The sequence below is a fragment of the Hymenobacter sp. M1-2 genome, assembly GCF_057808495.1.
In genome coordinates, this window is sequence record NZ_JBTYZO010000013.1 from 174,723 (window position 1) to 190,208 (window position 15,486).

16 protein-coding genes are annotated in these 15,486 nt (G+C 54.5%); 8 read left to right on the forward strand and 8 right to left on the reverse strand.

What is annotated here, in order from left to right; all coding sequences use genetic code 11:
• Positions 1-153 precede the first annotated feature (153 nt).
• Complete coding sequence (locus tag ACYSMN_RS14335; protein WP_488924583.1) at positions 154-582, forward strand: hypothetical protein; 429 nt, start codon at positions 154-156, stop codon at positions 580-582.
• A 116-nt stretch (positions 583-698) separates the two neighbouring features.
• On the opposite strand, the gene rplS is transcribed toward ACYSMN_RS14335, so the two are convergent.
• From rplS to ACYSMN_RS14375, 8 genes are all read right to left on the reverse strand, one after another.
• Positions 699-1,079, reverse strand: coding sequence for a 50S ribosomal protein L19 (rplS, locus tag ACYSMN_RS14340; RefSeq protein ID WP_488924584.1), 381 nt, complete (start codon positions 1,077-1,079; stop codon positions 699-701).
• Positions 1,080-1,247: 168 nt separating this feature from the next.
• On the reverse strand, positions 1,248-1,925 hold the full coding sequence (trmD, locus tag ACYSMN_RS14345) for a tRNA (guanosine(37)-N1)-methyltransferase TrmD (RefSeq protein ID WP_488924585.1): 678 nt from the start codon (positions 1,923-1,925) through the stop codon (positions 1,248-1,250).
• A gap of 19 nt (positions 1,926-1,944) precedes the next feature.
• Positions 1,945-2,526, reverse strand: a complete 582-nt coding sequence (rimM, locus tag ACYSMN_RS14350) for a ribosome maturation factor RimM (protein ID WP_488924586.1) — start codon at positions 2,524-2,526, stop codon at positions 1,945-1,947.
• 134 nt (positions 2,527-2,660) lie between these two features.
• Positions 2,661-3,197 carry a 30S ribosomal protein S16 gene (locus ACYSMN_RS14355; RefSeq protein WP_488924587.1) on the reverse strand — a complete coding sequence of 179 codons (537 nt, stop codon included), beginning with the start codon at positions 3,195-3,197 and terminating at the stop codon, positions 2,661-2,663.
• A 311-nt stretch (positions 3,198-3,508) separates the two neighbouring features.
• Positions 3,509-4,267, reverse strand: coding sequence for an acyl-CoA desaturase (locus tag ACYSMN_RS14360; protein ID WP_488924588.1), 759 nt, complete (start codon positions 4,265-4,267; stop codon positions 3,509-3,511).
• Positions 4,268-4,524: 257 nt separating this feature from the next.
• The gene (locus ACYSMN_RS14365; protein WP_488924589.1) at positions 4,525-5,235 is read right to left on the reverse strand and encodes an RluA family pseudouridine synthase; all 711 of its coding nucleotides are present in this window, start codon (positions 5,233-5,235) and stop codon (positions 4,525-4,527) included.
• A gap of 129 nt (positions 5,236-5,364) precedes the next feature.
• Positions 5,365-6,180, reverse strand: coding sequence for a 3-methyl-2-oxobutanoate hydroxymethyltransferase (gene panB / locus ACYSMN_RS14370; RefSeq protein WP_488924590.1), 816 nt, complete (start codon positions 6,178-6,180; stop codon positions 5,365-5,367).
• A gap of 169 nt (positions 6,181-6,349) precedes the next feature.
• Positions 6,350-9,139: a putative LPS assembly protein LptD gene (locus ACYSMN_RS14375; RefSeq protein WP_488924591.1), complete on the reverse strand. Its 2,790-nt coding sequence runs from the start codon at positions 9,137-9,139 to the stop codon at positions 6,350-6,352.
• Positions 9,140-9,368: 229 nt separating this feature from the next.
• Between ACYSMN_RS14375 and ACYSMN_RS14380 the strand changes: the two genes are divergently transcribed.
• From ACYSMN_RS14380 to ACYSMN_RS14410, 7 genes are all read left to right on the forward strand, one after another.
• Positions 9,369-10,130, forward strand: a complete 762-nt coding sequence (locus ACYSMN_RS14380) for an N-acetylmuramoyl-L-alanine amidase family protein (protein ID WP_488924601.1) — start codon at positions 9,369-9,371, stop codon at positions 10,128-10,130.
• Positions 10,131-10,197: 67 nt separating this feature from the next.
• Positions 10,198-11,241: an MlaD family protein gene (locus ACYSMN_RS14385; protein WP_488924592.1), complete on the forward strand. Its 1,044-nt coding sequence runs from the start codon at positions 10,198-10,200 to the stop codon at positions 11,239-11,241.
• Between the two features lie 170 nt (positions 11,242-11,411).
• On the forward strand, positions 11,412-13,040 hold the full coding sequence (locus tag ACYSMN_RS14390) for an acyl-CoA carboxylase subunit beta (protein WP_488924593.1): 1,629 nt from the start codon (positions 11,412-11,414) through the stop codon (positions 13,038-13,040).
• Between the two features lie 26 nt (positions 13,041-13,066).
• Positions 13,067-13,597 carry a hypothetical protein gene (locus ACYSMN_RS14395; protein WP_488924594.1) on the forward strand — a complete coding sequence of 177 codons (531 nt, stop codon included), beginning with the start codon at positions 13,067-13,069 and terminating at the stop codon, positions 13,595-13,597.
• On the forward strand, positions 13,594-14,166 hold the full coding sequence (locus tag ACYSMN_RS14400) for an ATPase (RefSeq protein WP_488924595.1): 573 nt from the start codon (positions 13,594-13,596) through the stop codon (positions 14,164-14,166). Before ACYSMN_RS14395 ends, ACYSMN_RS14400 begins: the two co-directional genes overlap by 4 nt.
• A complete protein-coding gene (locus ACYSMN_RS14405; protein ID WP_488924596.1) occupies positions 14,159-14,359 on the forward strand; it encodes a hypothetical protein in 201 nt (66 codons plus the stop codon). Before ACYSMN_RS14400 ends, ACYSMN_RS14405 begins: the two co-directional genes overlap by 8 nt.
• A gap of 110 nt (positions 14,360-14,469) precedes the next feature.
• Positions 14,470-15,339 carry an NmrA family NAD(P)-binding protein gene (locus tag ACYSMN_RS14410; protein WP_488924597.1) on the forward strand — a complete coding sequence of 290 codons (870 nt, stop codon included), beginning with the start codon at positions 14,470-14,472 and terminating at the stop codon, positions 15,337-15,339.
• The last annotated feature ends 147 nt before the right edge of the window (positions 15,340-15,486 follow it).

The following is a 15,486-nucleotide window of genomic DNA, read 5'->3' on the forward strand; positions in this document are numbered from 1 at the left end:
AGAAACCACCAAAAACGAAACGATATGGTAAAACGAAAGTAAGCGTCTGCGTCGTATTGGGACGATGGGCGCAAATAACCTTTCGCAAAAAGGCTGCGTTTGCAAGGGAATTCCTCATCCTGCTACCTGTTCGGGTAGCCAAACCAATCGGTTATGTCATTTCACAAGCAACCCAAAGACGATACCCAGCACCAAAACCACCTCACCGGGGCCGTAAACTTGCTCACCGGCGACTTGCAAGAAGAAGCCACCCGCTCCGGTCTCGACAACCACCTGCAACGCTGGATTGAAGACGTGAAAGATGTGAACAACCCGGAGCTACACCAGATAGTAGTGGATTTGCAGAGCTTGAAGGCACACTTCAACGGCGGCGCCATCGACAAAAACCTGGTAGCCGATTTGCTGACTCGGCTCGGTAAAAACACCAGCAAAGCCGCTGTCTTCGCGGCCAACCCCAACACATCCGAGCGGGTAGCTAACTTAGGCGAGGCTTTGACAGCTGCGGCCCGCCAGATAGCCAGCGCCGATAAGCAGTCTAGTCCTGAGCAAGACCTGCGGCAGAACTCAATTGAGAACAGCTAGGTGAGACCTTAGATCTGAGAAGTTAGAACTCAGATTGCCCATACCTACGAAAAGCAAAAAGGCTGGCCTCTCCTGAGAGAGGCCAGCCTTTTTTAATAACTGGAAACGACTAAGGCTTATGCCTCAACCTTAGCAGCTACGTTAAGACGCTTTTCCTTGATACGAGCAGCTTTGCCCGACAGGCCGCGCAGGTAGAACAGGCGAGCCCGACGTACTTTACCGCGACGGATTACTTCGATTTTGTCGATGTTGGGCGACAGGAGCGGGAAAATACGCTCGGTGCCGATCTGGTTGGAAATCTTCCGAACCGTGAAGGTCTCCCCGTTGGAATTGGTGTTCTTGCGCTGGATAACCACGCCTTGGAACTGCTGAATGCGCTCCTTGTTGCCCTCGCGAATCTTCACGTGGACGTTGATGGTGTCGCCGGCAGCAAACTTGGGGAAGCTGGCGCGGCGCTCCTGGGATTCCTGCTGAATAAAATCGAGTAGTACGCTCATGGCTGAAAAAACTGTGAAGGACGGCCGCGCCGCCCGAAGGGTTTCGGGTAAAGAGGCGCAAATATAGCGCTCTGTTTTGATGATTGCAAAATGAATGGATAAATGGTTTGCTGTTAAATGGTTGGTCGACTAAAAGCCCGCAACCACGCAGCAAAGTCATTCACCTATTCAGTCAGTTAATAAGTCTGGGCGGCGCTGGCGGGTTCTTTCCAGGGCCTGGTCGTGCCGCCAGACGTCTATTTTGGGAGTGTTGCCAGAAATCAGAATGTCCGGAACACTGAGGCCGCGCCACTCAGCGGGGCGAGTGTACACGGGCGGCGCCAGCAAATTGTCCTGAAACGAGTCACTGAGCGCCGACTCTTCGTTGCCAAGTACGCCGGGCAGCAACCGAACCACTGCATCTACGAGCACCGCCGCCCCCATTTCACCCCCGCTCAGCACGTAGTCGCCGATGCTGATTTCGTGGGTGATGTAGGCTTGCCGGACTCGTTCATCGACGCCTTTGTAGTGCCCGCAGAGCAGGAGCAGATTACCAGCCAACGACAAACGGTTGACGAGCGGCTGACGCATCGTTTCCCCATCGGGCGTGAGGTAGATGATGGCGTCGTAGCTGCGTTGGGCCAGTAGCTCATCGAAGCAAGCCGCAATAGGCTCCACGCGCAACACCATGCCGGCCCCGCCCCCAAACACGTAGTCGTCGATCTGGCCGTGCTTGTTGATGGCGTAGCGGCGCAGATCGTGCAAGTGAATTTCAGCCAGCCCTTTCTCCTGCGCGCGTTTCACAATGGAGTGCGCGAAGGGGCTGACCAACAAATCCGGCTGGCACGTTACGATGTCGATACGCATGGCAGAACAGGGGAGGGCGCTACGGCTCGTCGAATTCGTCTGGCTCGTCCCGCTTGCGGGAAGAGGGCGACAGATATACGTCGAGCAAACCTTCGGGCAGATTGACGTGCAGCGTTTTCGTGGCTTGGTCAGCGCGCGAAATCAACTCGTCTACCACCGGAATCAGCACTTCTTTACCCTGGTAGCGCATGGCCAATACGTCCTGCTGCGGCAGCTCGTAGAAAGACTCCACGGTGCCAAGCGAACCCAATTGCGCATCTACTACCGTGTACCCAATCACGTCGTGGAAGTAGAACTGGTCTTCTTCCAGCGCCGGCAGATCTTGCAGGGCCCGGTAAAGTTTGGCGTTGCGCAAGGGCTCCGCGTCTTCCACCCGGTCGATGCCCTTGAGCTTAAGTAATGCCTTCTCGCTGGTTTGCGGTTGCAGCTTCTCCACGTCGTAGGAAATCAGCTTGCCAGGAGCCGTCGGCATTTCCAGTAGCACCGATTTCACCTTGCGGTACGCTTCCGGGTCATCGACATCCAGAAAAGCAACGACAAACCCTTTCAGGCCGTGCGGCTTCCCGATGGAGCCGAGCTGATAATAGTCGTCGAGGGCCATCTTGGGCTGAGAAATTACGTGGTTGGGCTATTAAGCAGGTAGGTGAGTAAGTAACTGGCAGTACGGCGATGTGGCCACAAACTGCCTAGTTACTTACTCACCTACTTACTTGCTCACTCCGAAATCAGCAGATATTAAGCGCCGGCTTCTTCCGTCGTGTCGGCCGTAGCTTCGGCTGCGTCACCTTCGGCCGCAGGAGCTTCCACCGGAGCTGGCGTGTTTTTCTTGCGGATGGCTTCGGCGCGTGCTTCCTTCACTTTGGTTTCGGCGGCCAACTGAGCCTTGCGAACTTCGTCTTTAGCCGTACCAATGTTGGCGCGCTTGCCTTCGATTTTGGCGTCTTTCTGCTCTTTCCAAGCAGTGTAACGCTCATCGGCGGTTTCTTGCGAAATAGCACCTTTGATAACGCCAAGCTGCAGGTGCTTGCGGTACAGTACACCACGGTAAGAGAGCATAGCCCGTACCGTGTCGGTGGGCTGGGCGCCTTTCATCACCCAATCAAACGCCTTTTCGCCATCGAAATTGATGGAAGCAGGGTTGGTGTTGGGGTCATAGGTGCCGATTTTCTCGATAAAGCGGCCATCACGCGGCGAGCGGGAATCGGCAATAACGATGTCGAATTGAGCGGCCTTCTTGCGGCCGCGACGGGCGAGGCGGATTTTAACTGCCATAAACCGGTTTGGTTAAGCGACGCATCTCGTGCGTCTGGTTGAAAAGTGAGGCGCAAAAGTACGGATATATTTCGCTCCATGGAAACAGTTAGTCGGAATATGTTCCGCGAGTATGTTGCGCGCTATATCCAACTATCCTTGCGAGCAGCGCAAAGCAATCCTTCCCCTTAAGGAGCGGACCTCACTAAAGCGACAAATGCTCCACCATCAGGAGGCTAACCCCGACGGTAGAGCATTCGTCTTGTAAGTGAAGTTTTTCAGCGCCAAGAGAAAGGATGGCTTCGCGCTGCTCGCACTAACACGGCTGTGCCTTATGCAGCGACCCGCATTTTCTGGGCTTTCTGCTTGCGCTTGATTTTGATGATGCCCACTTTGTCCATTGTCCAGATGGCAACGTACGTGGGGTCGAATTCCCACCACTTCACGCCGAAGTTGACGCGCATGGGCAACTTGTGGTGGTTGTTCTGGAATAGCTCGCCGAACGCCAGGAAATCCAGCGCCAGTGTGTTGCGGGACTTGTCGTGGTTATCGAAGTTCTGGTAGCCGTATTTGTGGCCACCCCAGTTTACGATAGCGCCATGCAGCGGCCCCATCAGGAAGTGAATAGGCAGAAGCAGATACTGCCACCAAGCCGTAGCGAAGCCAATATAAAAGAGCACATACATGGTGCCCCAGCCGATCCGCGAATACGGGGTGCCGCCAAACCAATCGAGCCATTTCCACTCCGGGGTGTCGCCTTCAAAGCGTTTGGCCGGGCCGTAAGTGTCTTCGACTACCTCGTTGTATATCACCTTGGTCTGCCACATCATCGAAAACGGATTCGAGAAAAAGTGGGGCGAGTGCGGGTCCATTTCCGTGTCGGAATACGCGTGGTGCATGCGGTGCAACAGCGCATATGCCCGCGGCGAAAGGAAAGAAGAGCCTTGGCAGATGTAGGTGAATAAAAAGAAAAACTTCTCCCAAAACTTGTTCATCGTGAACATCTTGTGCGCTGCGTAGCGGTGCAGATAAAATGTCTGCGTAAACAGCGACAAGTAGTAGTGGGCAACGAAGAAAACGAGAATTGCCATGGCCAAAAAGGAGTAAAGGAAGCGTCGGAAATAGCCGGAACCTCCACGCGCAAAAGCACGAAAGCTGGGTATTAGTTCAGAAGGCGTTTTACAAAACTACGGCCACCTCTACCCGGAGTGCAATTATCCTTCACAAAAGGCCAAAATGTTGTTCACGTTTTAGAACTGAGACCTTGGATATGAGAGCTTAGACTTTTGGTTCGGTATCTCTTAGCCAAAGAACAACAGTCTAACGTCTCACATCTACCCTCACAGTTCTATACATAATACGCTTGGGCAGCTTCCCAATGGGCCATATCGGGCAGCGGGGCCACGAGGACCATTTCCTCCTTCGTAACGGGGTGTTGCAATTCCAATTGGCGAGCGTGCAGAGCGATACTAACATCGGGTAGCGGCGCCAAGAAACCGTATTTCACATCCCCAACAATGGGGGTGCCGAGACCGGTGCTGAGTTGCACCCTGATCTGGTGAGGCCGGCCCGTGATGGGGTTTACTTGTAGTAACCAGCGGTTACCAGCCTGCCCTAGCACTTGGTAATCTAGATCCGACTTCAAACCCTGGCCGTGGCGCTCAGGATAGGCTTTGGTGGTATTGCGGATTGGGTCCTTGACGAGCCAATGCGTGAGGTGGCCGCTGGTAGGCTCGGGGCACTTGCCGGTGAGGGCCCAGTAAGTTTTGTGAATTTTGTTGTCGCGGAACATCTCGTTCAGCCGGCTCAGGGCCTTACTGGTTTTGGCCAATATCACAATGCCGCTCACGGGCCGGTCGATGCGGTGCGCCACGCCCACGAAAGCAGCGCCGGGCTTCTTGTACTTGAAGCGCAAGTATTCCTCGGCTTTCGCCGAAAGAGGCTCGTCGCCAGTGGCGTCGCCTTGCACAAGTAAGCCCGCTGGCTTGTTGATGACGAGCAAATGATTGTCTTCGAACAGAATTTCTTTCTGTTCTGACCACAGATTCGGACGATTCACTTTTGTGGAATTAATAATTAGTAATTGATAATTAAGAATTGAAAAAGCGCCTTGTAAGCGTAAATGCGCGGCAAAGCAGCCAAAAACAACCTTAATTATTAATTGCTAATTATTCATTATTAATTAAATTCAGTACGCTTCTTCCTTGCTAGGGAAGTCGCGGTTCTTGACGTCTTGAATGTAGCGTTGCACGGCGTCACTCATCAAGTCGCCTAGCTCGGCGTAGCGGCGCAGGAAGCGAGGCTTGAATTCCTTGGTGATGCCGAGCATGTCGTGCACTACCAGCACTTGGCCGTCTACGTCGGGTCCAGCACCAATGCCAATAACGGGAATTGAAAGCTGTTCGGCCACCTGCTTCGCCAGCGCCGACGGAATTTTTTCCAATACCAGCGCGAAGCAGCCTAGGTCCTGAAGCAGTAGCGCGTCTTCGATTAGCTTTTGCGCCTCCACTTCTTCCTTGGCGCGGACAGTGTAAGTGCCAAATTTATAGATGCTTTGCGGCGTGAGGCCCAAATGGCCCATCACCGGAATGCCGGCCGTAAGAATGCGCGTAATGGACTCGCGGATTTCGGCGCCGCCTTCCAGTTTCACGGCGTGTCCACCCGATTCCTTCATGATGCGAATAGCGGAACGCAAGGCTTCCGAGGAATTGCCTTGGTACGAACCAAACGGCATATCTACTACCACCAAAGCCCGCTTCACGGCCCGCACCACGCTAGAAGCATGGTAAATCATTTGGTCCAGCGTGATAGGCAAGGTGGTTTCGTGGCCAGCCATAACGTTGGAAGCCGAGTCGCCGACGAGCAATACGTCTACGCCCGCACCGTCCAAGATTGTCGCCATTGAAAAGTCGTAGGCCGTGAGCATGGAAATTTTCTCACTGCGTCGCTTCATGGCCAGCAATTGGTGCGTGGTCACGAGCTTGACTTCTTTGTGCTGGGACATGGACGGAGAGGTTTGGTTGTTGGGACGTAGGACGTTGTTAGATGCCGGCTAGCGGAAAAGCAGTGGCGTAACCAGAGGCCAAAGCTGCGGATTTTTCAGAAAAAAGCCTTTGTCGCTTAGCCGAGTCCCCGTCGAAAGGCCCTGAATCTTCGATTAACCACGCTCCAGCTTAATTATTCAGGAAGGTGCGGTTACGGTTTAGCTTCAAATCTTGAAGCAACGACGACTTAGCGGCAATAGTAATGAAGTAACCTTGCCCATAGCCCCGGAACGGCCGCCAGTTGCCAGTAATCTGCCAGCAGTGCAGGTCACGGTAAATATCCAACGACGTAAAGGCGGGTGTTTTGTTGATGAAGTCGTAGTTAGTGGTGTAGCCCACGCGCATGTTGCTGGTCAGCTTCACGGAGCCGCCGAGATTGAGAGATGCCGACGTGAAGGAACGGGGACGTACATACGTCAGGCGAGACGGCCGCACGCCAGGATCGGTGTAGGCCATGGTGAAGCCGGTGGTTAATTCCCACGGAATCTCAAAGTCTACGTAGTCCTCGTACGGGTTGATCGGGTTTGGATTGCCCAGCATAGGGTCGTTGACGGGCGCTACTGCCCGAGGCACGTTGGATTTCTTCTGGGGATTCTGGGCTGGGTTAAACTGATAGTTGAGCTGTAACGAAGCATTAGAAAGACGAGCCAGACGTCGGTTAGGCTGGTCAAAAAGGTATTTATCAATGGCTCGGCCAGCCGTATCCCGCTGATAGAAATCAAACGAGGAACTGATGCTAATCGTGAGCTTTTTGGCCACTTGCGTCCGGAACGTAGCCGATAATGGCGTTAGGCGGAGCGAATCGGCTAGGAAGTTGTAGCCGATGCCAAAGTCAAGTCCGTCAATCAAGCTAACCTTGTTGAAGGGCGTAGTGCCGGTGGTGTCGTTTTTATTGCGAACCTTCATTTCTACCGCGTTTTGAAGCGTAAAGCTGACTTGGCTTTGTCGTTGACCAGCAGAGGGAGCATACAGGAAGCCCTGATAGCGGAAAAACTCGCGCGTATTTATGAAGTTACCCTGCGCGTCCTGGATGGAGCCTATCGGTAGCGTCTGGTAGTAGTTGGAGTTACGAGAAGGCGCAAAATTGTAATTCAAATTGGGCGTGATTTTATGCCGTATTGCCTGAATCTTGCGAGTGCCTCTTCTATTAACCGTACCGTAAATGTTGGTACCCAAAGTCAAGCCGCCCGAGTAGTTATAAACCCGGTTGAAACTCGTAATTGTATCAACTCGAATAGCTTCGGCGATGGGGTTATAGCTGTACTCCAGTTTCTTGAAATACCAAGACTCATTGTAGCTCACCGAAGGCGTTAGGTTCAAATGCCGCAAGACAGTGTAGTTACCAAGCTGAATCCCAAACTCGTGGCGTAAGGCAGTCTGGGAGTTGCGCAACAGCGGCGCAAGGTTAGACAGCTTGATCGGGATGACGTTGCTGGCGCTAGTGCCGCCTAGCAACGGTGCGCCCGTAAGCTGGCGGGCGGCCTGGGTGTTGGTGATATTGTTTTGTCCGCGGAGCGTGTACGAAAAGGAAAGCTGCTCGTAAAACTTACCACGCGGCGTGATACCCAGCCACTGGTACGGATACTGCCGAGCCAGCTGCGCGCTGACATCCGGCAGAATAAAGCTCATCTCGCCCGTCTGGGTGTTCTGAGTCTGGCTTAGGTTGAGGCTATAGTTGACAGGAGCATTGCGCAACTGCTTGCTGTAGCTGATGTTGGAAGAGAAAGCCGGCGTCAAGAAGCGGCGCGGTTCAAACGAATTTTGCTGGTTGTAGTCGGTGCTACCAGCACTTACGCTGGCAGCGAAACGCCCACCACCTGGCCGCGGAGTAGGCGAGTGGTTCCAGCGCAGCCACAACGTTTTGGGGCTGCGGGGCTGCCGGAAGACGTTACCAGAAGCGGTAGTGCCTTCGGTCCGCAAAATTTGGTCTGCTGGCCGAGACGAGTACTCAAAGCTCAGTAAGCCTTGATAGGTGTAACGCTTGATATACTGCATTTCCACCTGACCGCGCCAGCCCCCGAACTGCTGTGCATTGCCCGCATACACATCGCCAGTGAAGCGTATGCCAATATTGTCGTTAGCAGCCCAGTAATAGCCACCGTTGCGCAGGAAATACCCTCGGTCGCTGGACTGGCCATACGTTGGGATGATGATGCCCGAGGCCCGGCTCTTGCTTGGGGAAGGAAAATAGCCAAATAAAAAACCCAACGGCGTAGGAATATCGCCGATAACCATATTGAAGGGTCCGGTCACTACTTTCTGACCCGGAATCACCTTCATCTTACTGGCATTGATGTAGAAGTGCGGGTGCTCCAGGTTGCAGGTAGTGTAGCGCCCGTTGCGCCCGTAGATTTCGTTGTACTGGTTCTTCTTGATGACTTCGGCGTGCACGTAGCCTTCGCCCTGCTGGGTCACAGCTTCTGCAATCTTGCCTTTCCGGCTCTTAAAGTTGTAGTTGATGCGGCCAGCCTGGTAGGTTTCTGCTCCGTTCTTGAACACCGGACGGTCCTGCACTTTGCCCGTTGAGTCCTTAGCTCCTTCGGCCGTGAGCAGGTTTTTGCTGTAGTCCACCGTAATCTGGGCGGCCTTCAGGTTCATCTCGCCGTAATCGACGCTGGCTTTATCGTAAAGAATGGCTTTTTTCTCGCCTATGATAAAGCGAATGGAGTCCTTGGCCGCATATTTCACGGTGGTTTCCACGCTGCCTTTGCGGGCGCCGGCCGCCACATTCAGCGAGTCGGCGCCGGTACGGGTTACGAGCCGGCTGGTGTCGGGGGCGGTGCTGGCGCGGGGGCGCTGCCGCGTGGCCGCCGTGTCGGCGCGCAAAATAGGCGCGGAGCGGCGCACATCGGTAGGCAATGGAACTGTCCGGCGGGGAGTAGGCGCTTGGGCCAGGGCGGGCACCGTGAGGAGCCACAAACCGCTCAATAGTAGCAGCACGGGCCATAAAGCCCAGAAGTGGGACCGGCGGTGGAGTGTAATCGTAACGTCGGACAAAGGCACAGGTGCGGCCACGTAGTTTTATTCGTTTATTTTGTGGCGGTTTGCAAAGGTAGCGGGTCGCTGCCCATCACTAACGAAGTCTGTGCGGAATATTGTCGCCTTGTGTCTGGCGGGGCTGGTAGGTTTTTCCGGCGCCCCGGCTGCCGTGGTACCGGATAGTCCGGCGCCCCGGCCCGTTGTCTCTTCTACTCCGCAGGCGTATCGCCTGCGCACCGTAGTGCTCGATGCTGGCCACGGCGGTAAGGACCGAGGCTGCGCCGGGTCCAAGGCCCGCGAAGCCGATGTGGCGCTGAAAATCATTCTGGCTTTGGGCCGGCAGATAGAAGAAAACATGCCCGACGTAAAAGTTGTGTATACTCGCAAAACTGATGTGTTTGTGGAACTAGCCGACCGGGCCGGTATTGCCAACAAGCACAACGCCGACCTTTTTATCTCCGTCCATTGCAACGCCAGTAGCCCGGCCGCCTACGGTACGGAAGTTTGGACGATGGGTCCGCACAAAACCGATGCCAACTTAGCCGTAGCCAAGCGCGAAAACGCTGTAATTCTGCAAGAAGAAAACTATAAGGAGCACTACAACGGCTTCGACCCAACCTCGCCGCAGAGCCACATTCTGTTTTCTCTCTACCAAAGCGCCCACATCGTCAACAGTATTCGCTTCGCGCAAAAGGTCGATAAGCAGTTCCGTACCACCGTCAAGCGGCCTTCACGGGGCGTGAAGCAGGCGGGTTTTTTGGTGCTCTGGAAATCGACGATGCCTTCAGTATTGATTGAATCGGGCTTTTTAACCAACCGGCAGGAAGAGCTGTATTTGAACGATAAAACTAATCAGTCGTATATGGCTTCAGGTATTTACCGGGCCTTCCGCGACTATAAGAACGAGCTAGAGGCCATGAACGGGGAGTAACCCGCTCGTGCGCGGCCGCAACGGCGGCTGACTTTCTTCCCCATTTCACCTCCAACGATAGACCACCGTGTCGAAAGAAATCAAAGTGGCCCTGTTGGGCATCGTGGCCATAGTAGCACTGTATATAGGGTTTAACTTTCTGAAGGGCAGCAACTTGCTCTCCTCCGACCGTACGTACTACGCCACCTACGACAACGTGGACGGCCTCACGGTAGGCAACCCCGTTATTCTGAATGGCGTGAAGGTGGGCCAGGTGAAAAACATGGCCTTACAGCCGGAGCAGGCCAACCGCGTGCGGGTGGCGCTGGAACTGCAAAAGGATGTGGTAGTCGGCGACTCCACCGTGGCCAGCCTGAGCGGCTCGCTGCTGGGCTCCAAGACCATTACGCTGTTTTTGGGCAAAAACTCCAAGGTGTTCGATGGGGGCGAGGACCTCAAATCCTATACCGTAGCCAGCATCACCGACGCCTTTCAGGCCAAAGCACTGCCCGTGCTCGGCACCGTCGATTCTACGTTGGTCAAGGTGAACAGCTTTCTGAGCAAAGAGGCGCGGGTGAGCCTGCAAGCCACGCTGCTAAACGCGCAAGGCAGCACCGAAGCCTTGAAAAACCTCTTGGTGATGAACCAGCGCAACATCAACCAGATTACCACCAATATGGCCCGCCTTACGGCCGACCTGGCGATGACCGAGAAAAAGCTGGACCGTATTGTCGGCAACTTCGCCCAGCTAAGCGACTCGCTCAAGCAAGCTCCCGTAGGACCGGCCATGCGCAAGCTTAATGCTACCATGACGGAGGCGCAAACGGCCATGACGACGCTAAACAAGTCGTTGGCCGATGAGAAAGGCTCCTTGGGCAAGCTCATCAACGACGATTCGCTCTACACCAACCTCAACGCTACTGCCGCCAGCTCCAACGCGCTGCTCGTGGACCTGAAAGCCAATCCGAAGCGCTACGTGCACTTCTCGGTATTCGGCGGTGGCGGCAAAGACAAAAAAACCAAGTCGAAGACCGAAACCACCACCAAGCCTAACGGCGAAATGCAGAAGGAAACCAAGACCGTGACCACGCCTACCAGCCGGGATACATCGGCCGTACCAAACGGTCAGTAAGCGTCGTTCTGAGCAGTGCGAAGAGTCTAGGAGTTGATGAAAACACAATTTCCTCAGATTCCTCGCGCTGCTCGGAATGACAGCTTCGCGTTACATCCTTACCTTTGAAATCCGCCCCACGGGGCGGATTTTTTTGTTCTGTCCCCATTCTACTTCCCATCCCACCCCGTATGGACCTCGAGTTCAACAAAAACGAAGACAGCATCAAGCAGCTCAATTTTCAACTCTCCCAACGCCTGAAAAAGGTACAGCTCGGCGGCGGCGAAAAGCGGATTGAAGCCCACAAATCCAAAGGCAAGCTCACGGCCAGGGAGCGGATAGCCTACTTGCTCGACAAGGATTCGGAGACGATTGAAATTGGCGCCTTTGCGGGTGAGGGAATGTACCCGGAAGAGGGCGGCTGCCCCAGCGGCGGCGTGGTAGTCGTGATTGGCTACGTGCAGGGGCGGCAGTGCGTGGTGGTGGCCAATGACGCCACCGTGAAGGCTGGCGCGTGGTTTCCTATTACGGCCAAGAAAAACCTCCGGGCCCAGGAAATCAGCATCGAAAACAAGCTGCCCATCATCTACCTCGTCGACTCGGCGGGGGTGTATCTGCCTATGCAGGACGAGATTTTTCCTGATAAGGAGCACTTCGGCCGCATCTTCCGCAACAATGCTGTGATGAGCAGCATGGGCATCGTGCAGCTGGCTGCCATTATGGGGCCGTGCGTGGCCGGCGGGGCGTATTTGCCCATCATGAGCGACGAGGCGATGATAGTGGATGGCACCGGCTCGGTGTTTCTGGCGGGCTCCTACCTGGTGAAGTCCGCCATCGGCGAATCCATCGACAACGAAACGCTGGGCGGGGCCACCACGCATTCCGAAATTTCCGGCGTCACGGACTATAAGTTTGCCAACGACGAGGAGTGCCTCGACCATATTCGCAACATCTTCGATAAGATAGGCGGCCACGCTACGGCCGGCTTCTCGCGCAAAACGCCCGCGCCACCCAAGGAAAATCCGGCCGAAATCTACGGCCTGCTGCCTGCCGACCGCGCCAAGCCCTACGACATGATGGACCTCATCCGGCGGCTCGTAGACGACTCGGAGTTTGAGCCTTACAAAGAGCTGTACGGCCAGACCTTGCTCTGCGGCTTAGCGCGTATTGATGGCTGGGCGGTGGGCATCGTGGCCAACCAGCGCAAAATCGTGAAGACCAAGAAGGGGGCCATGCAGATGGGCGGCGTTATTTATTCCGACTCCGCCGACAAGGCCGCGCGCTTCATCATGAACTGCAACCAGAAGCGCATTCCGCTGGTGTTCCTGCACGATGTATCGGGCTTTATGGTGGGCTCGCAAAGTGAGCACGGCGGCATCATCAAGGACGGGGCGAAGATGGTGAATGCCATGAGCAACTCCGTGGTACCGAAGTTCTCGGTCGTCATCGGCAACAGCTACGGGGCCGGCAACTACGCCATGTGCGGCAAAGCCTACGACCCGCGCCTCATTGTGGCCTGGCCCACGGCGCAGCTGGCCGTAATGAGCGGGGCCGCCGCCGCCAACACGCTGCTCCAGATTCAGGTGGCTTCGCTCAAAGCCAAGGGCGAGACCATCACGCCCGAAGCCGAAAAAGAGCTGCTGGACCGGATCAAAGCCCGCTACGACGAGCAACTCTCACCCTACTACGCCGCCGCCCGCCTGTGGGTAGACGCCATCATCGACCCGCTGGAAACCCGCAAAGTAATTTCGCAGGGAATTGCAATGGCCAACCACGCGCCGATTGAGAAGGCGTTTAACGTGGGCGTTATTCAGGTGTGAGGGGAAGTAGTATAAAATTAAATATTATGAAAAACTGGTTGAAAGGAGAATGGGCTGTTGGTATAGGTACTACTGTATTAGGCTTCTTGCTTACGTCGTTATATGATGTGATTAAGGAGAAGCCTTTTTTGTCTACAATTTCCAATTTAATTTCTTATTTATTCGGATACATAATTTATGTTTTGAATTTTCAGATCAGGGTATGGTATCTAATGGTAGGTATTGTGATCTTGTTTATTGTTGTGAGGTTCTGGATAAATTTATCTAACGAGGAAAAGTCTGTGCCTGAATTTCTTTCCTATAGAGAAGATAAATTCCCTAATTGGAAGTGGAGTTGGGACTGGGAATGGAGTGAAAGAAGGAAAGCTTGGGTTATTTCTAAATTATCTGCTCACTGCCCGAGATGTGATACTCCTCTGGTCGATGAGAGTAGTCTTTATCGTCGGAGCTTTAATTGCCCGAGATGTTCTTTTGAATCTGGTGAATATAATATTGATGATCCTGGTAAGGTAGAATTAGTAATATTGGATAATGTTAGAAGAAAAATGCATGCATGAAGCATCTCTACATAATAGCCGGCTGTAATGGTGCCGGAAAAACTACGGCAGCTTACGCCATGCTCCCGAGTTTACTGGATTGCCGGGAGTTTGTGAATGCCGACGAAATAGCGCGGGGCTTGTCGCCTTTTCAGCCGGAGACAGTGAGCGTGCAGGCCGGGCGGCTTATGCTTGCTCGTTTGCAGGAGTTAGTAGCGGCGGGCGAGAATTTTGCGTTAGAAACCACCTTAGCCACTCGCATCTATTTACCTTTTATCAAGCAGGCGCAGGAGCAAGGGTACCACGTTAGCTTATTTTTCTTTTGGCTTAATTCGCCTGATTCGGCTGTTAGGCGTGTAAAAATGAGGGTGCTAGAAGGTGGGCACAACATACTAGAACTGGTAATTCGACGGCGATATGAAGGTGGTCTGCACCAATTTTTTACTCATTACCAGTATGCTGTAGATGATTGGGTATTTCTCGATAATTCAAATACTTTAGGTCGAATGGTTGCGCAAGGCACTTCCAGGAAAACTGTTGTTACCGATTTAGAAACTTGGCAACGTCTCACCAGCACGTATCATGACTAAGCAAGAGCAGCACGAATGGAACCTTGAGCAGTTACAGAAAGGCTTGATAGGCGCCTACACGGCCATGTTGGCTTTTAAGCGCTACAAGCAGACACCAGTCATCGTCTCCCGCGACGGCGAGATTCTGGAGGTACACCCCGATGATATGCCGACGGTAGAGGAAGTATTGAAGCAACGGGAGCAAGGGAACTGAAACATTGAAAATACCCACAGCGGCGAGCTGTTGACGGCTTGGAACACGCCTCAACGGCACCCCGGCCACTGCGGCACACGTACGACGAAAGCAAAGATTCTGCTGAGCGTATGAAACGTATTCTGATTACCGGCGCGACCGGGAACGTGGGCGAGACCGTGCTCGACAGCCTGCAAGCCATGCCCGACGTAGGCCCCATCCTGGCCGGCGTGCGCGACGTAACTAAGAGCCGAACACAACTGCATACATATCCCCGCGTGACGCCCATACGCTTCGATTTCGCGGATGAGAGTTCGTTCGGGCCGGCTTTGCGGGGGGTGGAGGGCGTATTTCTGCTGCTGCCGCCGGGCCTCAAGGATGCCGAGGAACGTTTTCGGCGGCTGGCGGCGGTGGCGCGGGAAGCCGGGGTACAGCACCTCGTGTTTATGGCGGTGCAGGGAGTCGAGAACAACAGCTTGCTGCCCCACTATAAGATCGAGAAGCAGCTGGCGGCGAGCGGGGTGCCCTACACGTTTCTGCGGCCGGCCTACTTCATGCAGAATTTCAACACCACCCTGCGCGACGATGTGGTGGGCCGCAGCCAGATCTACCTGCCCGCCGGCAACGCCCGGTTCGTCCTCATCGACGTGCGCGACATTGGGCGCGTGGCCGCTGCAGTGCTCCGGCACCCCGAAGCCCACGCCAACCAAGCCTACGCCCTCACCGCCGCCACGCCCATGACCTTCGCCGAGATGTCTGCTGCTCTCACGCGGGGTCTGGGCCGTACCATCCGTTACCTCTCGCCCAACCCGCTGCGGTTTTTCCTCACCAAGAAAAGCCAGGGCGTGCCCGTTCCACTCATCCTGATTATGCTAGTGCTGCACTTTCTGCCGCGTTTCCAGAAGCAGCCGCCCACCACGGATTGGGTGCAGCGCATCACCGGGCACGCCCCGCATTCTTTCGCGGAGTACGTCCACGACTACAAACAGCAGCTTAGCTAACCCCAAGTTGCGGACTAAAGCTAAGACTAGTTCCCCTCCTTGGAAAATTCCGCGCATCAAGCGGCGTGGGCTAGGGGTGGTTGACTGGCATTGAACGATACTAGAGCTAGTCCTAACAATCGTTCTAACGTCCTCAACCACCCCTAG